Genomic DNA, 23428 nt, shown 5'->3' with positions numbered 1-23428 from the left:
AATTAATAACTGAACATGACGAACCAAGACAAAGCAACAAAGAGATTCTACCATATCATATTATTAGTAATGTTAGTTTTCTTTGTAATTTCTTTTATAACAAATATTCTTAACTCTATAATTGTAGATGTTAAACAGAGTTTTGATTTAAGCCTAACTCTAACTGGCTTACTCCCATTTTCATTTTTTATTGCTTATGGCGTAATGTCCATTCCTGCTGGTTTTCTATCAGAAAAATATGGCAATAAAACCTTATTGGTAGCGTCATTTTTTGTAATGACCCTCGCTTCATTTTTGTTTGCGATCAACCCGAGCTATATCACTTTTACCATCACCTTATTTAGTTTGGGATGTTGTATGGCGGTCCTCCAAGTTGTTATTAACCCAATGCTTAGAGTTGCTGGAGGCGAAGAACATTTTGCATTCAATTCGGTATTGGCACAACTGGTATTTGGTTTGGCGTCTTTTGCAAGTCCTTATTTATATAAGTATTTAGTAAGTGATGTCAGTTCAAATTCACAATCCGTTGCTGGATTATTGAGAGACTTTGTTCCGTCAGACTTGCCTTGGGTATCCTTATATTTTGTCTTTTCATTTATTGCATTGATCATGCTGATTGTGGTTCTTTTTATTAAGTACCCACAAGTTGAAAAAAATGAAGATGAAAGAGCTGGAGATAAAAGCTCTTATATGAGTCTTTTGAAAAATAAGTGGACCATACTTTATTTTTTAGGAATCTTCTGTTATGTAGGTACTGAGCAAGGTATAGGCAGCTGGATCTCTCAATTCTTATTGGAGTATCATAATGTTGACGCACAAACCATTGGTGCAGATACAGTTTCATATTTCTGGGCAATGCTCACTATAGGCTGTCTTTTAGGGCTATTGCTTTTAAAAGTTATGGATAGTAGAAAGCTCCTTATTTTGGCGACTGCAATTACCATCGTTACAGTTATAGTAGCTATTACTGGCTCTCTTAATGTAGCATTAATAGCTTTTCCTCTAATTGGGTTTTTTATCTCAGTGATGTGGTCCATTATTTTCTCTTTGGCACTTAATTCTGTTACCAGTCACCACGGATCTCTATCAGGAATTTTATGTACTGGGATAGCTGGCGGTGCTATTGTTCCTTTTATCGTTGGTTGGTTGGGTGAACTTATAAGTTTAAGAGCAGCATTGTTTTTCCTTATCATTCCTTTACTGTTCATTCTATCTATTGGATTCTGGGCCAAGCCTTTAGTAAATAACAAAACCATTAACCTTAAGAAAAGCAATTAAAATAGGGATTATGGACATATTAGGTGTAGATATTGGAGGAACGACAATTAATGTTGGAACAATTCAAGGTAATTCCATTAAAAATGAAGCTCAGATTTCAGTCGACAGCACTGCAACTGCCGATGTCACTCTGAAAAATTTGATACAAATTATACGCCAGAATCTGAGCTCAAAAGTTGACGCCATTGGGGTTGGCGTTCCTGCAGTAGTAGATCCTGTCAATGGAATTGTGTATGACGTGCAAAACATTCCCGCTTGGAAGGAAATTCCGTTAAAAAAAATACTTGAAAAAGAATTCAATCTCCCGGTTTTTATAAACAATGATGCCAATTGTTTCGCTTTAGGAGAATTTACTTATGGTGAAGCCAAGAAGTACGCCAATGTTATAGGACTTTCATTGGGCACAGGTGTTGGGATGGGCATCATTATCAATAGAGCGCTTTATAACGGTGTGCTTTGTGGGGCTGGCGAAATAGGAATGCTGCCCTATAAAGATAGTATTATCGAAAACTATGCTGGAAGTTTCTTCTTTTCCCAACATTATAATTCAACCGCTAAAGATGTGGCAACAAATGCACGAAAAGGACAAAAATTAGCATTGGAAGCTTTTAAAGAATATGGAAAGCATTTGGGTGAAACCCTTATATATATCCTGTATTTGTTCGCTCCAGAAGCCATTATTTTAGGAGGCTCTATTAGTAAGGCCTATCCTTATTTTAAAGACTCAATGTTTGAAAGCTTAAATTCTTTTGCTTATCAAAAACAAATCGAAAATTTAGTAATTGAAGTATCCACTACAAAAGGATCGGCAATATTAGGTGCAGCGTCTTTGTGCATCCAAAAATCAAATAATAATACGATATAAATAGCATATGAAAAATAGAATATTATTGTTGTTAGCACTAATCATAACATTTAATCTTAGTGCGGCAATCCAAAAACAAATACCTATAAAAATTGAAAACAATAAAAAGGGAGCTCCGATAACCTTAGGAATTCCGTTCCCGAAAGGTGAATTGTTTTCAGTTGATAATGTTAGAATGTTAAATAGTAAAGGGAAAGAAATTCTATCACAAACTACAGAAGTCACAACATGGGAACCGGCAGACAACAGTATTAAATGGATTTGGGTTTTCTTTTTTGCAGATGAAGCATCTGATTATACTTTGGAATATGGTGAAGGCATCTATCCTATGGAACCAGAGAACCGAATTGTTTCTACAAACAATATGAGACCTACTGGAGGTATTTCAGTAAATACTGGGACCTTAAAGTTTAATATTAATAAGAAAGGACATGGATTTTTAGATGAAGTATATATAGATAAAAACGGTGACAAAGAGTACTCAAATGATGAATTGATTGCTTCTGCACCGGAAAACTACAGAGGTACTTTTCTGGATATTTTAGACGATTCTGGAATTGATCTTTCAAAAGCCATTGTCAATGAAGTTTTCAGAGAAAAAGGCTCCGGACCTTTACATACCATATTTAGAATAGAGGGCACATATAAATATAATCAAGGTGACAATAACGATTCGCCTTTCACAATAAGAATTCACGCCTATGCGGGAAAGAGTTACATTAAAGTAATGCACACGCTTACTTATACAGGTGTACCAGATAAACATAAAATTCAAGAAGGTGAATATGCCAATATTGCCACTCAAAATAAAAACATTATTTCAGAAGCTTCAACTGATGACATAGGCTGGACCCAACCTAATGATCAAATTGCTGGATGTGGTTTAACTTTTAATTACCATTTAGATAAAGAGGTTCAGTTTTCTACATCAACCAATACCGACAGGGATTTACATACCACCCAAGCATACGATGCCTTTAATGCGCCACTTGCCAATATGAAAATGGGAGTTTTACAAATAGGTCCTCAACAAAAGAAGGCTATGGAAACCTCCACGTCCATGGAAAAAGAAAAAGGATTTTCTGCAACGATTTTCAAGGGTGAATCTCCTCTCGTAAATGCAGAAAGAGCAAAAGGTTGGATTGATGTTTCAGATCGATCAAAAGGAATTAGTGTGGGTATTAAAAACTTTCTTCAAGAATATCCTAAAGAATTAGAAATTGATCCTACCAGAAACTCGGTTAATGCATATATATGGCCTGCCAGTATTGACCCGATGAGTTTTGAACGGGCAAACACAAAAATAGACAGTGAAATGTTAGCAAACTTCGCTCAAGGAATTTCAAAAACAACAGAGTTTATTTATTTCTTTCATACTGCAGAGAAAATCGACGTCATTGAAAATACGATGGATTATGTTTTAGATCCTCCTATTGCGCATGCAAGCCCAAAATGGTATACCGACTCCAAAGTTTATGGAAACATGGCGCCTTACAGTACTAAATTTCCAGAATTTGAAAATGCTCTACAATACAAGTTCGATTGGATGGCCTTTAATCAAGAATGGGAATCGTGGTACGGCATGTTTAATTATGGCGATATGAAAACCTATTATTTCAATGATCAATGGCATATGTGGACTAACAATGAGCCTACCGCCGATTTTAGTTTATGGACAAATTTTATGCGAACAGGCAATCCTAAATACTATCACATGGCTGAAAGCATGAGTAAGCATACCATGGATGTCGATAATATCCATTGGCCTAAAAAACGAACCTACTTAGGAGAAGTCAATGAGTCCATTGATTTTTGGAACTATCTAGACGAACCAGAATCCACGCCCTATTTAGGCGTTGGTCTCAGGCACGCAAGCGAGCATTGGAACGCCATCCTAAGCGCCCATGTTTGGATTCAAGGGTGGATTGCCTCGTATTATATAACAGGAGACCAAAGAGCCTTGGAAGTTGCCAAAATGACTGGAGACACTTATATAAAGAGAATCTGGGGCGATCACGATTTACGCGGAAGAAGGTTGTATTTATCTGTTCTTAATTTGATGGAACTATATGACGCTACCAAATTGGAAAAATATAAGAATGAACTTGATGATCGTGTACGAATATTGTTGGACCTTCAAAAAGAACAAGGCGGGAATATTTTATTAGACCGTTATGGCTATTCGCAAACCTATGTAGCTCAAGGCTTGTACAAATATTACCAATTAACTGGTAGCGAAGAAGTGAAGAAGGCGCTCATTGACCATGCCAGATATGTTAAAAACGTACCACCACTGAACCACAAAATGGAATCTTACTTAGCTACCATCTATCCACTCATTCTCGGGTATGAATTGAGTGGGAATAAAGCCTATTTTAATGAAGCCCAGAAAAGAGCTGAAGTCTTAAAAGTATCTAAACTGCCTATTTCCATAACGAATAAAACCACTCAAAAAGAGTTTAGCGATGCTTTATTGGAAATTTCAAGACTTCCGGAAGACTCTGATAGAGCTGCGATTTGGGAGTTGAATATGGGGCTTCGCGTTTTTGGATGGACCCACGCAAACAATATCCCCTACCTATTGTATTGGCTAGAAAAATATGACACTAAAAAGGTTGCGAAATAACCTTATTTTTCATCTTTGATAGAAAAAAGCCATACCCAAACGTATGGCTTTTCTGTAACTTGTATTTTATAATCCCTTATATTAAATCGCACTCCGAAAAAAACCAAACGAAAGATCTAGTAAGCAAAATTCCAATAGGACATTATTTAAGGGGCAATATCATATAAAATAGAGGCTAACAAAAAGTACTCAAGTATTTAAAATGAAAAAGGTGATATACTTAAATACCACCTTGAATGTTTTCACAACGGAATAATCCTTATTGTGAATTGCTTTCAGAATCCAAACATATAAATAAAACTCTTCAAAGAACGTTTTGACTGTACGACAAGCGATTACAAAAAAAATAAGGTAGCTGTTTCAGCATAATATATATTATGTACTTCAAGGGGTTTTTTTACTTAATTCAAGAAAGCTCTGATGAAAATCAGGGCTTTTTTTTGTTTATCACATTATTTTTTATCCATGATTTAAGATAAAGTAAAACGATCTCAAACAGTCCGATTAAATTGTCATAACCAAATCATGGAAATCCAAATAAAATCAACACTTGATGTAAGTGGTATTATGCAGCATTGCACCCCTTTTCTGCAGGTGGTGAATATTTAATATTATTAAAGACGGAGGACAGGAACGCATAAAGGCAGTTATAAATACGATAGATTGGTTAACATTAAAGTTATTTAAGATCCTAAGAATTTATTCATTCTATAAATTCGTAGTCAATATCTAATTTCCGTAAAGATCTTAAGGCAGAACCACTATCTTTATCATTAACCTCAATTTCTACAGCATCGCCTTCTAAAAGTATATCTGTAAGTTCATTTGCCAAAGATTCACTAACATCTATTGAAATTCCTACAATACATTGGGCTATCGCTCTTCTATCTGGCCTTTGGGAATCACATGATAATAAGTTTAATTTCATAGTAGTAATTTATCTATGCAATATACTGAAGTTCAGATTTGAAATTTTAGTTTTTTCCAGATAGTTAACGGGATCACAACGTTAAGTTGATTTATGCCATTGTTGGTGTTTTCCACCAACAATAATTACTAAGCATTAAAGTTCACATAACTTTTCTCTTGATCTCAACAATTTTTGAGTGAACACCATATTTAGGATTAATCCGAACTCAGAAAACTAGACATTTATGCCATTGTTGGTGTTTTCCACCAACAATGTTTGCAAGCATTAAAATTCACATAAATTTTTGACTTGATACCAACAATTTTTGCACAAACACATTATTTAGGATTAATCCTTTTAAAGTGTTGTCATCCAATCGAAACCTACAAAAACAAAAAAGCCGCTACTTTCGTAACGGCTTTGTTTGGTCCTCTTCTTGGGCTCGAACCAAGGAAGGTTATTACTTGACTTACACGTATTTATCCCTTTATCTAGTCCATCCGAATTGTATGCCTTATTATATTATGTGTTGATTTTTTGTATGTTAAAATAGCTGTTAATTAATTATCTAAACATGCAAATAATGAACTTTCTACCTTAATATTTGAATTGTGGGTTGTAATGCCAATTCAAATTTAGGCAAGTATGTTACTAAGAACTCAATCATTCTCTCCCAATCAGCCCTATCAAATAAATTGACACCTTTAAGCTCATATTTGATACGGCTCATTTTATTATCGGGCAATTCTTCCCACTCTAGCTGATTTCCAAAAGCAGTCTCAATTGAATCCTTTTGATTATACAAAGTTCTGAAGTATTTTTTGTTGGTTTCTTTACTTGAGGTGATAATACTTAATTCAATCCTAGCATAATTACCTGTTACAGCGAATGTATAATTTACTCCAGAGACACCAGCCCCAGCACTTAACCATGAATCCTTTGAGGGATTTACATTGCTAAATATCTCAGTATCATGTAGTAATGGAAGCAGTTGTTTCCAAAATTCTTTACGCACACTAAAACGAGGTGCAGATCCACCAATATTATGGCTATCTCCATATTTAATAATTAACTCATCTTCTAGCTCGAATAATGTTAGAAGTTTTTTAAGTATATTAAATTTTGCATCACTACCGATATTTGATTCTACAAAATAACCACTCTGCAATCTTTGTGCATCCCTAAAGTCAGATTCATTTCTTGTGATTTTTAAAATCTCCTTAGCCTCTAGTAATAGTTGAGGATTTTTATCATATAATTTCTCAATCACATAGAAATACATTCGAGCTATAATTTCTTCGTCCACCTTAGTATTTTCAAAAATAAAATACTCTAATTTTTTATAGGTAGGAGCTTCCGCACTAAACAAAGTCTCTTCTGTGTTTTCTGAGACTGGCGCAATGACATCAGGATATTTACAAATGTTTAGAAAACGATTATAAATCAAATTAAAACGCTCATTATAGTTTTCTATAGTCCAATTATCTATCGTTTTTAAGTAATCATTTAACCACAGGCGGCTAAAATCATAACCTTGTTCCTCTCCTTGCCTGTTCATAGTTTTCTTATCTATAAAACTCCTGTTGCCAAGCGCTCCATTGTTTCCAGAAAGTGTAAGATTAGCAATGGTATTGAGATACTTTTCCTTAAACATGAAAAAGTCATCTGGCAGTAAGTCCTTATTCCAATCCTCATGAGGCGTTTGAGGGAAAATATGCTCTATAGTTATATGTTCATTTGAAGTATCCACATGTTCTCTATTATTGAAATTCTCCAACATCTCAAACATGTAATTCCTATTTTTAGACTGAATATTATACAAGTCTTTATCTTTTAGAGCACTCTTTAAGTCCTCATCCGTTGGAAATTTAGCACTACCACGTTTTGTAACCAAAGCCAAGGCTATAGAATTGTAATAGTCTTCAGTATCCACTTCTGAATACAAGGTCATAAAAATTTTATTCAGAGCGTTAGTTGGCAAGCCTACAACAAACCTCCTCCAAGTATAAGTTTGGATCAGTTTTAATATTTTGATTAAGTCACTATTGGTGATCAAGCCATTTTCCGCATCTTCAAATACCTGTAGCAGAAAAGGAAATGCCACATTAATCTCAAGACGTGAAATATATTCTAACTCTCTACGAATGTTATGGTCGTGTACGGAAGATGGATTAATAAACTTCTTATAATGCACAGATAAAGATTTAATATTCTCTAACTCTTGCATATAGGATTCGTCTTTATCACTATAAAGCTTTTTGAATTCCAAATACACTTTGTTTTTATTAGGAATCTTTTTATTACGTAAGGTCAAGTAATCTCTAATGTAATCTGATACCACAGACTTCTGTCTTACAAGATCCCTCGCATTTTCTTCAATAGGATTCCAGATTTGTTCAAAAATCTTGTTTTGGCTCTTAGGATCTAAATCCATTAAAATAAAATTTCTAATTAAATCCGATTGTGATAAATCTAAGCCAGTGGAATTTAAACTTTCAAAGATTCTCTGTGGGTCGTCCTTGCCTCGTTCTAAGGAAATCTCAACAAATATTAAGCGCTTTAATCCATTTAAAATAACATGAAAATCATCCTTTGTGATTATACTCTTAAAGTAATTGAAGTTCTCAATAACATTCGAGTAATGGTTAAATTCATTTTCTGTACCATTCATTATAGCTTTAAAAGCTAATGAGTTGGTATCAGTTTGCTTTAACTTAAGCTTGTTGGATTCGTGCTGTACATATTGATTAGTTAAGAACATGTTGAACAACATGTCAGCTTCATTTTGCATACTGTTTTCTCTCGCAAAACGGTAGAGCGCTACATATATAATATTGATAGTGGTAAGGCGCTGTTGACCATCAATAATCACTAATTCTTTAACTTCACTGGTGCTATATGTTCCTTCATGAATGAATACAATACTTCCAATAAAATGCGTGCCTCTATCGTGTTTTTCAACAGCAATAATATCATTTATTAATTCTTTACATTCATTATTAGTCCAATCATAATTTCGCTGATATACAGGTATTACAAACTGCACATTTGGCGCTTGTAAGAAATTGGTAATGGGTAGTTCGTTTGCTTTCATTATAGAGATATTTAGATCCTACTGCTTATTGACAAAAACTTGATTATAATCCTCTCTAGTTATAACAGTATCATAACCTCCAACATCCTCTCCTTCATGTTTATTAATACCTATGTATTCGAGACTTGCATCTTCATATCTTTTGAATTTAAAAACAGCATCATTCATCAAAGAGCTATTAAACACTCCAATACTCACAAGCAATTCAAAATCTTTAACATCCAAGCCTGTTACTTTTTTAAATAGTCCAGGTTCTAATTGAGTAATTACGTCTTTCAGACTACGCTCCCTATAGTCAGTTAAATACATAAATATGGGAATACGAGTCGCAAACTTTATAAGTTTTTCTTGAATTTGTTTTCTTAAACTTTTATACTCTTTTTCTTCTTCTGATAATGCTTGTTTTTCTTTTTTAGTTAATTCTTTATCATTGGCTTCTTTTTTTGCTTTTTTTACTGATTCAGATTTATTAATTATTGTCTCAATATCTTGATTTAAATTTCTAAATCCCTCAATATTTAGCAACGCATCAAGAGCATCTTGATTTGCCATTAAGCGAGCTAACGTATTATTGTCTACATTTACTAATAATGCACTTTCCCATCGTCTTGCCAACAATGTAGCTGTTGTACCACTCATTGCAATATCTAAGACACCTGCTGCATCAACTTGTCTCATAGAACTACCATCATAAGCTAAAACAGGTAAGAAATGAATAAATTCAGCAACATTTTTTTCTGGATTCGATTCATTTATATTTAGACGACATGCATAATCAGCTATTTGACTTAACGCCCTGTTTGGAGCAAAATCAAAGACGTAGCATTCCTCTTTCATAATCTCCTCTTCATTAGGAGACATGCTATCAGGATTTTTAATTGTCCATGGTGTTTGCACTCTAAATGCCGCTTGAAAGTAAGTTTCTGGACTTGATGAATTACGTAACATAAAAATTCCTGACCACGGCTTTACAGAAACTCCTGTTGTTAATTTACCGCAGGACAGAGTTATTGTTTTGGATTCTAAAGGGTTATCCATTGCTTCTAAAACTGGTGTTAAGGCATTAACACCTATACCAGCACTTGCTCCTGCTGCAACAATTATTTCGAAATCATGATAAAAGTTATTTTGCTTTTGAGACATTAAATTTTTCATTGCATGACATGATGCGACTGATGGTAAAAACCAAAAAGTATGTGTCAAAACATTTAGTAACCTTATGTCAGAAAATGGCATTGGTGGTTTTTGAGTTCCTTGCTTTAAATTATCTAAAGTGGTTTCCCTAAAGCCTCCTCTAATTAAATCTAACCATTTTTGAACATCACTTTCTAAATTGAATTTAGCATTCTCCTTTTCACCAACTGCGGTAAAAAAGGTATTTAAATCAAATTCATTATACTCACCTCCTAAAGCTATTTCTCTAATTGAATCGGGTAGTTGATAGGTTAGCATTACCATTCTTGGTAAAGTGGCATAAGGGTTATTTTCACCCTTCCACTCCTCCTTTGCCTTTTGCTCATCAGAATATGTCCAATTGAAAATTTCTTCTTCAATAAATTCACCTGAACTTAATGCTTTAAAAGGTGTACCAGATAAATATAAAAATGATTCTGTTGTAATTGGAATAATATCTTCGTCAAAATTTTCAATCTTATCTACATATTTCAAATCTTCATCTTTTCCATCTTCATATAATTCATTAAACAGTCCTTTAGCGTTGTCATTCCAAGCACCATAGTGATACTCATCAAAAACCACACAATCCCAATGCGTAGCATGTACCCATTCATTGCGCGTTTTTATACCACCTGTAGTTGTGTTTTTGCCTAAATAATCTTGAAAAGAACCAAAACAAACAAACGGTCTGTTTTTATCCGCCTCTTCATAGGTTAAACCGTCTTTTGATATAAATTGCCAACCTTCAAAATCTACATGAGACATTAGATCTTCTTTCCAAGAACTTTGGACAGCTGGCTTAAATGTCAAAACTAAAACCTTTGACCAATTTTGTTTTTTTGCCAGTTGATAAGTAGAAAAGGTCTTACCAAAACGCATTTTGGCATTCCATAAAAAATGAGGAGTACTATTGTGATTTTCCTTCTTATAATTTTTGAAATATTGAATTGTTTTATTTACAGCTTCTTCTTGCTCAGGGCGCATTTTAAAATCAAGCGATCTGTTTTCTTCATTTAATTCACCTCTTTTAACAGAAATTATTGCAGCTTTAACATCTTTTAACGAGCATTTGAACCATTCACCATCTGGGTTTTTTATCCCTTTTTTGCGCAAGTATCTGTGTATTTCATGATCACGAAAAGAATTACCATTTTTATAAACAGCAGATTCCTCATAAACAATATTAAACTGCGAACGGGTAGCACCAATTTGTTCTTTAATACGTTCTTTCGCTGACCTATTCGTGTCTCCTATTTTTAATTGACCTTCCCGAGTAATATCATTAGGTAACTCATAGGCATAAATAACCGGTTTCGATTTCGGGCGTTGTGGGAAAAACTCTTTACTCATATTATCATTTATTATTTATTAATTCTGTAGCTTTTATTTTAGAATCAATAAATGCCCATTCTTCATCAGTTATATCCCATCTTTCTCGCAAAATTTCATCAGTAAACTCCATATCATATTTTTCTAAATGTGGTATAAAAACAAATTTATCTCTTGGAATATCCTGAGAAACAACAGTTTGAAGCAAAAGAAAACGAACTATTTTAGTGAATAAATAAGATTTAAATGATACAACCTCTTCTTTAGTTGAAAATGCACAAGCCACTAACCAAGACTCTGTACAAATTTCATCAGGTTTTGCAATTCGTGTATTGCCATCATAATAAAAACCAACTGGTTTAGAAAAATCTGTTTGTCCTGCTATTGGTGCTCTTGGTATTAAGAGTTTCCATTTTTGCCTAATTTTAAATCTATCTGTAACATCAGCTGGATTGGCATATTGTAAACCTAACTTTTGAGTGAAATGACACTTTATTCCTTTTTTAGTAGGCTTATAATTAGTTGGTAATGAAAAAGGTTTTCTTGGAGAAACAACTTTGTTTAAATTGTGTTTCGCATTTTCTATTTTAAGTACTTTTCTTATTACAGGAACAGCTTGACTGTGTCTAATAAAAACATCAAATTCATTCAAAGCTCTTTCTGAAGTAACTTTTACGCCATCATAAAGATTCGTTATTTCACATAAACCTTTATTATCTCTTTCCCATAAAAAATAACAAATACCTCCTGCTATATCAACTCCAGGAAACACATCAGATGAGTTTTCAAAATCAACTAATTTTCTAATTCTATCATCATTTAACATTCCATTTCTAAAATCATCTAAACCTTTACCACCAGCATACCAGCGCGCAGGAATAATCATTGTTAGATAACGTGGGTTAAGCTTTTTAGCTTGTTCTATAAATTTGTGATAAATAGGACTCGCGCTTCTACCATGTCCGCCATCACTCAATTGATATGGTGGATTACCAATTATAACGTCAAATTTCATATTGAAAATATTTTCAGGCTTATCAGTATGTATAAACTGATAAGCATAGGTTTCTAAATCGTCTTTTCTTGAATATACCTCTTCACTAGCATTACAGTAGGTACATTTTCCATTTTCCCATGTATGCTGAGTGTAATCAAATTTTAAGTTTCCTTCTTCATTATCAAAAGTTTCACAAATAGAATATTTTCCATTAGCATATTTAGAACAATACATACTTCTACGAGACAACAAAGAGGTTAGTTCTGTAACAGCAATACCATATAACTGGTTTTTAAAGATGTGATTAATCCGTTCTTGTTTATCAGGAATAGTTTTTTCTAAACCTATCATTAGTCTTTTCGCAATCTCTCTTAAAAAAACACCCGTTTTTGAAACAGGGTCTAAAAAGGTTATTTCTTTATTTTCAAATAATTCTCTAGGTATTGAATCTAAAATTTCGTTCACTAACTTTGGAGGTGTAAAAACTTCATCGTTGCTTAAATTAGCAAGACAAGAAAGCACATCAGGATTATAATTTATCTTAAGCATATTCTGCAATTTTTAGAAAATGGGTAACTGGAAACTCTTGTATAGGCTCATCTATAACCGAAAAATCTCCAAGGTCATTCACATGGTCACTTGAATTTGATTTATCAACTAGAAAGCGGTATCTGAAATCTCGTCTTTTCAATAAACTTCCAGTAATAAAAGTCCATTCAGAAAAAACAATTGGTTCGTTTGTTTCAGGGTTTGTGTAATATAGCGCATCACCTAGCATTATATTTTTACTTAATATAAATTTGATTGATTGGCGACACTGTTCAGTACATTTTTTTCTATATAACTTGGAGTATTTGGAGTCAAATATTTCGAAAAGACGTTCTCTACACTCTTTTACATTATCATTTAGAATATCAACACCATAAATACTTGAGATTGCTAAAACTGAATTACGCTCATATTCTAATTGGCTCCTTCTAAAAATACTTTCCACTACTCGAAGTTTTCTGTTAAGAACTTCAACTAGAAAATTTCCTGAACCACAAGCAGGCTCAAGAAAACGTGAGTCGATACGTTGTGTTTCTTGTTTAACCAAGTCAAGCATATCATTAACCTCTCTTTCAGAAGTAAATACCTCACCATGGTCTGAAACCCTTTTTTTTGATTTGACTTGTATATTATTTGTTGACGGCATCATTTCTCTATAATGTTGAATAAAATTAAACAGCAGTTAAAAATAGAAATCTTTTAATGGAAAAGTCTCCATTCTACTAAAAAAAAGAGGCAACATATCTGCTACCTCCTTTAGTTCTAAATGTACTTCCAAATATAACCACCTGACTGTTTTCGTTCACCTCTGCATACTTTGCTAATACAGGATTTAGATATCCCTGTTTGCCTTGAAGCTTCTGCAACTGATTCATATTCCGCAATAGGAAATAGAGTCAGAATTATAACCATCTTGCTGAGATTAGTCCACTAAAATACAATTCTGAAAGCAATTCATAACCAAAACCCTGAAGAACATGAAAAAACAACAGTATAGTTATTTTAGGACTATCAACTACTTTTGTATAACTATAATAGGATTTAATTAGTAAACTGTATAGATATTTTAGGACGAATCATACAGCATACTTATAACGTGCTTATAGCATACTTATAGCGTGCTTAAAGCGTGCTTACAACGTATTCGTTTCGTATTACACCCATAACGACCCCTACTCATTCCCTAATAAACCCCTTGGATCATTTCCTGCAAAGGTAAATAAAGGACATAGCAGGGTGCAATACAAAAGGTCGGAGAACGACTTAAGGACGGAATCCATTAATAAAAGTTGCGTCGTTACCAAAAGATTCGACAGATTCTTTTTTTGGAATGCCATAAGGTTAGATGAGTCCCTTTAAAACAAAAGTGGACCATTAATTGGATCCCTTTTCAGCCGCTCTCAACAGATAAGTTAACAAATTGCCATTGGATTAAATACCTTGAGTACTGCTGTAACCCATCGAAACTATTAAAAACAAAAAAGCCGCTACTTACGTAACGGCTTTGTTTGCTCCTCTTCTTGGGCTCGAACCAATCCCGAAAGCTTTCGGGACTCGTTTAACGGTCATCAAAAATGGCTATATTATATTAATATCTTTATATTTCTCCAACAACTTAGTAGTAATCTCTGGATACTTTATCAAGTTCTCAATATAAATTCTACTTTTCATTCTTTTAATATGACCTTCAATTGACTCGCCTTGACTTTTACTTTTACAATCTATTTTATAATAAAGTTTCCAATCACTGGCATTGTAAGTAAACTTCCTGGGTTCTGATTTTTCATGAAAAACAAGACGAATGTCTAAATCAGAACTGTAACCAATATAATAACGATTGAGTTTTTTAGAATATAATATGTAACAACAGTGATTCATATAGTGAATATAAAACAAGAAAACATTATTTCATAGTACTTCTTTCATCCACCACCTTGTTCCTAAACCCGAACCAATCCCAAAAGCTTTCAGAACTCGATCAAGAGCCACTAAAAGACTGAAATTACCAAAAACAAAAAAGCCGCTACTTACGTAACGGCTTTGTTTGCTCCTCTTCTTGGGCTCGAACCAAGGACCCTCTGATTAACAGTCGGTTCTATTGGTTTTGCATATTCTAACTTATATTAACATATAAGCTGATTTTCAGCGCAATACACTTAATTCATTTTCATTTGATTTTATTTAATTGCATCTATTATACCTAAATGTTTGACCTATGTTTGACCTGGTTAAATTAAAACTCTTATTCATCCTAACAAATACTTCTGTAAGTATTGAAATTTAAAAACCTCATTTTTAAGGTGGTTCAAATTGTTAAACATAGTAACGCATCTGATATATCTCTATGCATTATAATGGGAAGGATAAACTTTATATAAAGTCCAAATATTCCATTTCCTCAAAAATCCTCTTGAATTCTATGGCATGCATAAAATCATTTTTATCTATCTTAATTAATATAACTTTATATGGGTCATCATGATTACTTACTCTCACATCTACTACTATACCAACAGAATCAAACTCCAATTTATATCTGATTTCTTTAAAATAAGACCTATTGTCTCTCACCCATTCTATTACAGATTCATTCTTTAGTTTATGACTAGAGAACCTAATCAACTGTTCTGCATAAAACTCCTCTCTCCTATTTAATTCTGAAATCTCTAAAAGTTGATGATATAGCTCAATAAAAATACAGTCTGGCTCCCTAATAGGACAGGCACATGGGAACACAGGAGTTGAATTGTCTTTTACCCATTTGCTCCACTTACCACATTCAGACTCAGAAATAGCCTTATAAAAGTCAGTTTCATATTTCTTTAGCCACGAATTCACATCTTGAATACTATAACTTGGTCTACTCTTGCTATCTAATATTTCATTTCCTAACTCACTTATCATTAATACTCATTTTTTAATTGATTTATATTTGGCATAAATGAAAAACAAAATTATTCCTCCCACAACAAGATACCAATACTCTATGAGAGCATAAATACCTCCCATAATAAGAGAAGCTACAACCATTAATCCTAAAATTCCTACTAATATTATAAGGGCATTCTGAACAGTTTTTAGTTCAAGTAAGCCTGATATAAGTGTTTTAAACTTTAAGATTATTTGCCATAAATCATCAATTACTTGTTTTAATTCTTTGGACTTAGAATAATAATGATTCAATCCAAAAAATGAAAATACCAATAGCATTCCTGACAATTTGTAAACTTCATTATAATATCCCCAGAAATAAAACACTCTGCCATCTGAGAACATGCGAAATATAGATTCAATTATAAAATATAGAACCAAAATACACATCAAAATGATTCCTAAATACTCAATAGATTGAAGCTCAACCTCAACATCAGGTTTCTCTTCAATCTGCTTATTCCCGATATTATTGTTGGCTTTTTTAAACATTTCCATTGCATTCTGATGACTTACTTTAGGATGGTTTATTTCATCAACATAAATCACTTTAGAATAGTCCTCTCTCAGAATAAAATACTCATTATAAACTTCATCAGCTTTAGATATATCTCTACCTGATAATTCCCACATGTATTTTAAAGAGTTGAATACATCATATACTTTCTCTTTTCCATTCCCTTGAATAGAGTCTTTAATCATGTCCTTAAAAGAAGGTTCTTTATCTAAATCTCTTTTAATACTATCTGCATAATTGTTTGTAGCAGATATAATATCTTCTTTTTGTGCCTCTGTAATATTGGCTGGATTAAATTTCCTTGACATATAAATAATTCAATGTTGCCATATATGGCATTAAACAAAGTAAATATAAACCTTTCCTTGACTTGTCAAATATGCCAAGATTGGAAAAGTCAGATTTACAAAAAATTGTTGGAGCACGAATTCAAAAATTACGTGAAGAAAGAGGCTTTACACAAGTTGACTTAGCTGGTAAGATTGAGGGTGTTTTTGATACTACCAATGTATCAAGACTTGAATCTGGCAGAACCAACCCTACATTATACAATTTACACAGAATAGCTGAAGCTCTTGAAATCTCACTTTCTGAACTTTTAGATATTTCAGAAGAGTAACATTTAGCTATTAATGAGTTAGAGTTGTAAACCTGCTATATCTCTAGGTTTAAGAATATATCAAATGTAACTAATGACATAACCTTAATTTAAGCACCCAAAACATCACAATTTGGCTATAATATTATATCTCCATTATAATTTCTAAATCCCTAGAGCCCTTGAAATGTGAAATAAGGTCTCACTCACATGTAGATGCATTTTAAAAATTACTACCATATTAAGAATGAGGTAAGGGTTAACCTTACAAAATGGCATGGGTACTCTATAGTAACAACACCAAAATGTAAGGTCATAGCAATCCCTCATCCTTAAAGCTTAAATAACCATCTTTTGAAATAATTAAATGGTCAAGTAAACTTATATCTACTATATCACAAGCCTGCTTTAACTTTGTGGTAATACTCTTATCAGCTTCACTTGCTTTTAAGTTCCCACTGGGGTGATTATGGATTAACACTATACTTGAAGCAAGGGCTTTTAATGCCACACTTAAAATAAGTTTTATATCCACTACACTGGCTGTAAGTCCACCTCTTGAAAGTTCGTAAATCCCAATGACCACATTGGCTCTGTTAAGTAGGACAACTTTCACTTCCTCCTGAAGTTCAATTAAATTGTAATCCCAATGATATTTTACTAATTCATAGACACTATTACTGTCCTGTATTTTCACTTTGACAGGATTCTCATTGGAATACGAAACTCTAATTTCTGATACTTTCATAATACTCCAATTTAAACACGTCCCGTTTTGCAGTCATACTATATAAGTAACAAAACAATTCAGGACGTGTTTTTAATTAATCAACAAGCTCTCCTTTATAAACTCCATTTTGAGAAAAGCTACGCTCTCCTGCAAAGAGGTTTTGAATAGCTCTGTCCTCAGCAGAAGAAGATTGAGCTTCTGGCATATACACATATCTGTGATTAAGGACTATCACCTCCCCAGTCTCTTTAACTGTGTATTCAAAGGGCTCACATTCTTCTTTTTCAATCTTTCCAGGCATTGAAGTTCCAACTAAAGCCATACAGGTTTCTTCATCAAATGTTGAAGTAATGAATGCTTTCTTAGCTGTTGCATAAAACTGGTTGGTCTGTTGGCTTTTTACCATTTCAACACCACCTTGTAGTTCAAGAACAAAGAAGATTCTACCATCTTCTACTTTTCTTTCTTTGTAGTTAATAATACGTACCATAAAATATAATTTTTGAGTTGAGATAAGAACCCACTTAAGAAATCAATCTCTACGCAGGAAAAGATTACAGCTATCAACTTGAATCTAATCTGTGCGCAAAAAAATAAATTTCTTTAAAATAGGCTCGGGGGAGATTTTCCCGCCAAGAATAAGTGGGGGTATATCTTGAGGAGGAGTGCGTGGGGGTGATATTGCCATGTCAGAAATTTTTTAATAGAAATTTTCTATAGTTTATTATGTTTAGCTTTAATCATTTGGCATTTGTATATTTAGAGTCCAAACTAAACACTCATTAATGCCATTATTCCAAAATACAGTTGTAACAAAGTATCTCCAATCTCAGGATAAAGTAGAAATAGAGTCAAAATGGGAATTATTTAAAGCTTATTTCCATAACCTAGAGATACAGGAAAATATTCGAAATAGTAAAGAAGAGCAGTTTCAAGAAGGTTTTTTAAGAGAGCTCTTTGTGAAGATATTGGGTTATACTTTGAATCCACAACCTAATTTTAACCTTACCACAGAGCTCAAAAATGTAAAAGACAGCAAGAAGGCTGATGGTGGCATACTTGTTAAAGACAAGGTTATTGGGGTAATTGAACTAAAAGGTACTAACACAACAGATTTAGGCAAAGTAGAGGACCAAGCTTTTGGGTATAAAAATAACCAAGCAGGATGTGTATACGTTATAACTTCTAACTTTGAAAAGTTAAGGTTCTATATAGATAATGCCATTGAACATATAGAGTTCAACTTGTTTACAATTTCTGAGCAAGAATTCAAATTGCTCTATTTGTGTTTAGGTTATGAGAATATAAAGAATAACATTCCTAAGAAACTCAAAGAAGAATCATTAAGTCAGGAAGAATTAATCACTAAACAACTCTATAAAGACTACTCCCTATTTAAAAGAGAATTATTCCAAAATCTATGTGTCTTAAACCCACAGTTTGAGCCACTGGAGCTTTTCAAAAAATCTCAAAAACTTTTAGATAGATTTTTGTTTTTATTCTTTGCAGAAGATAGAAATCTGTTACCTCCCAATTCTGTTAGAGTAATTCTTAAACAATGGAAACAGTTAAAAGAACTTGATGCTTATACACCATTGTATGACAGGTTTAAAAAATACTTTGGGTATCTGAACACTGGGTTTAAAGGAAAGCAATATAATGTTTTTCCATATAATGGCGGGCTCTTTAAACCAGATGAGGTCTTGGATACCATTCAAATAGATGATGACCTTCTATACAAACATTCCTATCAGCTTTCAGAGTATGATTTTGAAAGTGAAGTAGATGTAAATATCCTTGGTCATATTTTTGAGAATTCCTTAAATGAATTGGATGAAATCACAGCCCAATTAGAAGGAAAGACTATTAATAAGGCAGACACAAAAAGAAAGAAAGATGGTGTGTTTTATACTCCCAAATACATCACCAAATACATAGTTGAAAACACAATTGGAAAACTTTGTGAGGAAAAGAAAGTAGAACTTGACATTACAGATGAAGCCTACCAACCAGCAAAGCAAAGAAGTAGGAAAAGATTGGATAATCTCAGCCTTTATAAAGATTGGCTATTACAACTAACTATATGTGACCCTGCATGTGGTTCTGGAGCATTCCTAAACCAAGCACTCGACTTTCTAATCAATGAACACAGATACATTGATGAACTCTCTGCCAAGTATAACAAAGATGCCTTTGTATTAAGTGATGTTGAAAATAGCATTTTAGAAAACAACCTTTTTGGGGTTGACCTAAATGAAGAATCTGTACAGATAGCAAAATTATCTCTATGGTTAAGAACAGCTCAACCCAATAGAAAGCTAAATGATTTAAGTGATAATATAAAATGTGGCAACTCCTTAATTGATGATGTTAGTGTAGCAGGAGATAGTGCTTTTAATTGGCAAGAAGAATTCCCCCATATATTTGAAAAAGGGGGATTTGATGTTGTAATTGGTAATCCTCCTTATGTATTTGCAAGAGACAACTTTAGTCAAGAGGAAAAAGACCTGTATGTCAAAAAATACCTATCAGCAAAATATCAAATCAACACATATTTACTCTTCATTGAGAAAACAGTACAAATATTAAAAAAGAATGGTGTATATGGTTTAATTATTCCAAATGCCTGGATGATGGTTTACTCAGGTGAAGGGCTTAGAAAGTATTTATTAGATACATGTAATTTATATCAAATAATTAATTTAGAAGGTTATTCTTTTGAAAGCGCTAGTGTGGAAACTGTAATATTACTTGCTAATAAAGAAATTGTTAAATCTAAAAACTCATTGGAAATATATCTAAATAATGGCACTGAATTCTATTTGTCTCATATAAAAAATCAGGTAGACTTTAAGTACAATGATGGATTTGAGTTTAAAGTATTCTTAGATGATGAAACTGAATTTATCAACTCAAAAGTGATTTCTGAAACTATTCCATTAGATGATTTAGTTGAGATAAAGGCAGGGCTTCAAGCCTATGAGAAAAACAAAGGAGAGCCTAAACAAACAGCTGAAGATGTTAAAAATAGACCATATGATTATTCCTTTAAGTTTGATGAAAATACACATGAATATCTGGAAGGCAAAGATGTAGGAAGGTATTATACGAATTGGTCTGGAACATACCTTAGATATGGTGAAAATTTAGCTGCTCCAAGAACATTTAATTTATTTGAAGGTGAAAAAATTATAGTTAGGGAGATAACTGGTAAATACCCTAAGTGTATAGTATCTACTTATTCAGATAAATTATATCTATATAACAGAAGTAATATTGGGATAGTTGAAAAAGAAAATTCTGACATTTCATTAAAATACATATTAAGTCTTCTAAATAGTAGTTTATTATCATATTATTTTATGAAGAACACAGCTAAATCTGTTAGGAAACTATTCCCTAAAATTATTCTCAATGATTTAAGAAAGTTTCCTATTAAAAAAATCAACTTTTCAGCTCAACAACCTTTTATTGAAAAAGCAGAAAGAATGCTTTCTTTGAATAAAGACTTACAGGAGACTTCTCAAAAACTCATTAGAACACTTCAAAGAAAGTTTGAAGAATTAGACAAGCTATCTAAAAAGCTAGAAAATTGGCATGAACTAACTTACTCCGAATTCATTAAGGAGCTTAAAAAAAAGAAAGTAACACTATCATTAAGTGAAGAAGCACAGTGGGAAGATTATTTTTTAGCTGAACAGGAAAAAGCACAACAGCTTCAAAACCAAATTACCTTAACTGATAAAGAAATAGACCAAATGGTTTATGAGCTTTATGGGTTAACTGATGATGAAATAGAAATAGTAGAAAACATTTAATTAATATGTACAGCCGATTCAAAATAAATCAAAATTCCTTTGATAACATTTATATGTCATCCATTGACAAGACAGCTGGTAAGCAAATGACTAGTTCTTACAAAACTAAAATCAAAGAAAGCCTATCACTCAAATTCAAAAAGGGTGAAATAATTGATGGGAGCGCTACTCAAAACGAATGGTTTCCTCAAATTGAATGTGATATATTCCTGTCTCATTCTCATAAAGATTTGGAAAAAGCCAAACATTTTGCTGGATGGGTAAAAAATAAATTTGGTTTAAAAGTCTTTATTGATTCAATCATTTGGGGAAATGTCAATGACCTTTTGAGAGATATTGACAATGAATATTGTTATGATAAAATAAATAAAACGTATTCTTATGAAAAAAGAAATGTTACTACAAGTCATGCTCACATGATGCTCATAAATGCCATTTCGGAAATGATGGACAAGACAGAATGTCTAATGTTTTTCGAAACAATCAATTCCATTTCTATTAAAAAAGCTATCCATGAAACTGAATCGCCCTGGATTTACAGTGAAATATTTCTATCAAAAATTCTAAGACAGAATAAGGATTTTTCAAGAAGAAAAACAATACATCTTTCTCATTCTTTAACTAAAGCTTATAATTTAAATGAGAATTTTGAAATTAATTATGAAAGTGATACATCTCACTTGAAAGATTTATCTAGTGAAGATTTAAAAACATGGCTAGAGCTAAATATAAAAGAGGAAAATAGAAATTCACATCCATTGGATATATTATACATAATTAAAAAAGTTACTTAAAATGACAGACCTTAACTCTTATTCTATGCAACATAGAGAGTTTGTTCAAACTACTATAATCAGAATGAATACAATTTCATTTCAATTGAAAGGAATGATGATTACAATTTTGGCTGCTTTTCTGGCTATTTATGCAACCAATCCTAAAATTATATTGATTGTAATCCCTATCCCAATAGTAACCACCTTCTGGTTCTTTGATGCCTATTATCTTCAGTTAGAAAGGAAATTTAGAGGTATTTATAATGACATATGTAATTTGACTCCTGAAAAGGATATTAAAACGAAAAAACTATTTGAAATGAATCCAAAATTATATACAGGTGGCAATTATAATTATTGGAAAGTTTTATTCAAATCTTCTATAACACCATTTTATATAATAATCAATCTTAGTTTAGTTGTCAGCTACTTTATTTTAAATGCAAATTAGATTCCCCCACATTAAAAACGATAATTTATGAAAGAAAAAATTGGACAAACAATATTGTCATTAGAACTTACTAACTACGAATGGAAATTCCTTAATTCCTAACATTTCTGGATTTTGTATATTTTGAGTTTTGTTTGATACTTGGATTGTTGTTAAAAACATTAATTCATTTATTTTTAATATTTGAGAGTGATTTGCTCGATTTAAATGCCAGTTTTTTCCAATTTGTAGTAAGGTACTCGAATAATAAAAGTTTGAAGCACTTTCATTACGACTGCAAGCAAGACAAATTACCAATCCGTCTTCGCATTTATTAAGTTGTTCGAAATATAAATCTTTAGATTTTTCTCGACTTATTGGATTTGTGTAAGTTCCTCCATCACGAAATTTAGGGGTTTTATCAGATAAATCAACAGTTTGAATATCTGTAATTTCATCTCGACAACTCTCAAGAATTATAATTTGTTTTTTAAAATTAAAATCAAGTTGACCAGCTTTAATAATTTCGATTTTATTTATTTGAAATAACTGATTATTCTCCTTTGTTGCTCCGTGACCAATCAAAATAATAATTCCGAAATCTTCGTTTGAACTGTTAATTTCAGATTTTAAAATTTCTACTGTTGGCTGATTAAAAATAACGATTTCTTCATTTTCATATGCTCCACCAGATATATCATTGAAGAAAATCCGATAATAATTAGAAAATTTCTCAAAACTATCTCTTTGCTCGTTATTATGTGGATGTCCAACAATAATAAAAACTTTTCTCTTCATATATTT

19 protein-coding genes are annotated in these 23428 nt (G+C 32.5%); 7 read left to right on the top strand and 12 right to left on the bottom strand.

Translation table 11 applies throughout. The features are described 5' to 3' along the window. Positions 1-15: 15 nt before the first annotated feature. Genes ESZ48_RS02840 through ESZ48_RS02830 form a run of 3 tightly spaced genes read left to right on the top strand, consistent with a single transcriptional unit; the run spans position 16 to position 4769 of the window. Positions 16-1278 (top strand): MFS transporter, encoded by a 1263-nt coding sequence (locus ESZ48_RS02840; protein ID WP_129015781.1) that lies wholly within the window; start codon positions 16-18, stop codon positions 1276-1278. Positions 1279-1288: 10 nt separating this feature from the next. Further along, the gene (locus ESZ48_RS02835; RefSeq protein WP_129015780.1) at positions 1289-2143 is read left to right on the top strand and encodes an ROK family protein; all 855 of its coding nucleotides are present in this window, start codon (positions 1289-1291) and stop codon (positions 2141-2143) included. Between the two features lie 7 nt (positions 2144-2150). After that, positions 2151-4769 (top strand): exo-rhamnogalacturonan lyase family protein, encoded by a 2619-nt coding sequence (locus ESZ48_RS02830; RefSeq protein ID WP_129015779.1) that lies wholly within the window; start codon positions 2151-2153, stop codon positions 4767-4769. 703 nt (positions 4770-5472) lie between these two features. Here ESZ48_RS02830 and ESZ48_RS02825 read toward each other — a convergent pair. The 9 genes from ESZ48_RS02825 to ESZ48_RS02785 all read right to left on the bottom strand — a co-directional run bounded on the left by ESZ48_RS02825 (position 5473) and on the right by ESZ48_RS02785 (position 16580). Next, on the bottom strand, positions 5473-5697 hold the full coding sequence (locus ESZ48_RS02825; protein ID WP_129015778.1) for a hypothetical protein: 225 nt from the start codon (positions 5695-5697) through the stop codon (positions 5473-5475). A gap of 574 nt (positions 5698-6271) precedes the next feature. Beyond that, positions 6272-8773, bottom strand: a complete 2502-nt coding sequence (locus tag ESZ48_RS02820) for a DUF4268 domain-containing protein (protein ID WP_129015777.1) — start codon at positions 8771-8773, stop codon at positions 6272-6274. An 18-nt stretch (positions 8774-8791) separates the two neighbouring features. Next, entirely contained in the window at positions 8792-11299 is a 2508-nt protein-coding gene (locus ESZ48_RS02815; protein ID WP_129015776.1) for a GIY-YIG nuclease family protein, read from the bottom strand. Between the two features lie 4 nt (positions 11300-11303). Continuing rightward, entirely contained in the window at positions 11304-12824 is a 1521-nt protein-coding gene (locus tag ESZ48_RS02810; RefSeq protein WP_129015775.1) for an Eco57I restriction-modification methylase domain-containing protein, read from the bottom strand. Next, positions 12817-13473 carry a DNA methyltransferase gene (locus ESZ48_RS02805; protein ID WP_129015774.1) on the bottom strand — a complete coding sequence of 219 codons (657 nt, stop codon included), beginning with the start codon at positions 13471-13473 and terminating at the stop codon, positions 12817-12819. The genes ESZ48_RS02810 and ESZ48_RS02805 overlap by 8 nt, the downstream gene beginning before the upstream one ends. A 113-nt stretch (positions 13474-13586) precedes the next feature. Beyond that, positions 13587-13736 (bottom strand): hypothetical protein, encoded by a 150-nt coding sequence (locus tag ESZ48_RS19750; protein ID WP_394345717.1) that lies wholly within the window; start codon positions 13734-13736, stop codon positions 13587-13589. Between the two features lie 666 nt (positions 13737-14402). Further along, positions 14403-14702, bottom strand: coding sequence for a GIY-YIG nuclease family protein (locus tag ESZ48_RS02795; RefSeq protein WP_129015773.1), 300 nt, complete (start codon positions 14700-14702; stop codon positions 14403-14405). Between the two features lie 492 nt (positions 14703-15194). Further along, positions 15195-15728 carry a hypothetical protein gene (locus ESZ48_RS02790; protein ID WP_129015772.1) on the bottom strand — a complete coding sequence of 178 codons (534 nt, stop codon included), beginning with the start codon at positions 15726-15728 and terminating at the stop codon, positions 15195-15197. Positions 15729-15734: 6 nt separating this feature from the next. After that, the gene (locus ESZ48_RS02785; RefSeq protein WP_129015771.1) at positions 15735-16580 is read right to left on the bottom strand and encodes a hypothetical protein; all 846 of its coding nucleotides are present in this window, start codon (positions 16578-16580) and stop codon (positions 15735-15737) included. 80 nt (positions 16581-16660) lie between these two features. On the opposite strand from ESZ48_RS02785, the gene ESZ48_RS02780 reads away from it, so the two are divergent. Next, positions 16661-16891, top strand: a complete 231-nt coding sequence (locus ESZ48_RS02780) for a helix-turn-helix domain-containing protein (protein WP_129015770.1) — start codon at positions 16661-16663, stop codon at positions 16889-16891. 292 nt (positions 16892-17183) lie between these two features. Here the strand turns inward: ESZ48_RS02780 and ESZ48_RS02775 are convergent, their stop codons facing one another. Beyond that, the gene (locus ESZ48_RS02775) at positions 17184-17618 is read right to left on the bottom strand and encodes a JAB domain-containing protein (RefSeq protein ID WP_129015769.1); all 435 of its coding nucleotides are present in this window, start codon (positions 17616-17618) and stop codon (positions 17184-17186) included. A gap of 76 nt (positions 17619-17694) precedes the next feature. Next, positions 17695-18090 (bottom strand): hypothetical protein, encoded by a 396-nt coding sequence (locus ESZ48_RS02770; RefSeq protein ID WP_129015768.1) that lies wholly within the window; start codon positions 18088-18090, stop codon positions 17695-17697. Positions 18091-18385: 295 nt separating this feature from the next. Here ESZ48_RS02770 and ESZ48_RS02765 point away from each other — a divergent pair, with 295 nt between their 5' ends. Genes ESZ48_RS02765 through ESZ48_RS02755 form a run of 3 tightly spaced genes read left to right on the top strand, consistent with a single transcriptional unit; the run spans position 18386 to position 22645 of the window. Continuing rightward, complete coding sequence (locus ESZ48_RS02765; protein WP_129015767.1) at positions 18386-21418, top strand: Eco57I restriction-modification methylase domain-containing protein; 3033 nt, start codon at positions 18386-18388, stop codon at positions 21416-21418. A 53-nt stretch (positions 21419-21471) separates the two neighbouring features. Continuing rightward, positions 21472-22212 (top strand): hypothetical protein, encoded by a 741-nt coding sequence (locus ESZ48_RS02760; RefSeq protein ID WP_129015766.1) that lies wholly within the window; start codon positions 21472-21474, stop codon positions 22210-22212. Position 22213: 1 nt separating this feature from the next. Beyond that, positions 22214-22645, top strand: coding sequence for a hypothetical protein (locus ESZ48_RS02755; RefSeq protein WP_129015765.1), 432 nt, complete (start codon positions 22214-22216; stop codon positions 22643-22645). A 60-nt stretch (positions 22646-22705) separates the two neighbouring features. On the opposite strand, the gene ESZ48_RS02750 is transcribed toward ESZ48_RS02755, so the two are convergent. Beyond that, positions 22706-23422 carry a hypothetical protein gene (locus ESZ48_RS02750; protein WP_129015764.1) on the bottom strand — a complete coding sequence of 239 codons (717 nt, stop codon included), beginning with the start codon at positions 23420-23422 and terminating at the stop codon, positions 22706-22708. Between the last annotated feature and the right edge of the window lie 6 nt (positions 23423-23428).

Source organism: Gelidibacter gilvus (assembly GCF_004115975.1).
GTDB lineage: Bacteria > Bacteroidota > Bacteroidia > Flavobacteriales > Flavobacteriaceae > Gelidibacter > Gelidibacter gilvus.
This window is presented reverse-complemented; position numbering and strand designations above follow the sequence as displayed.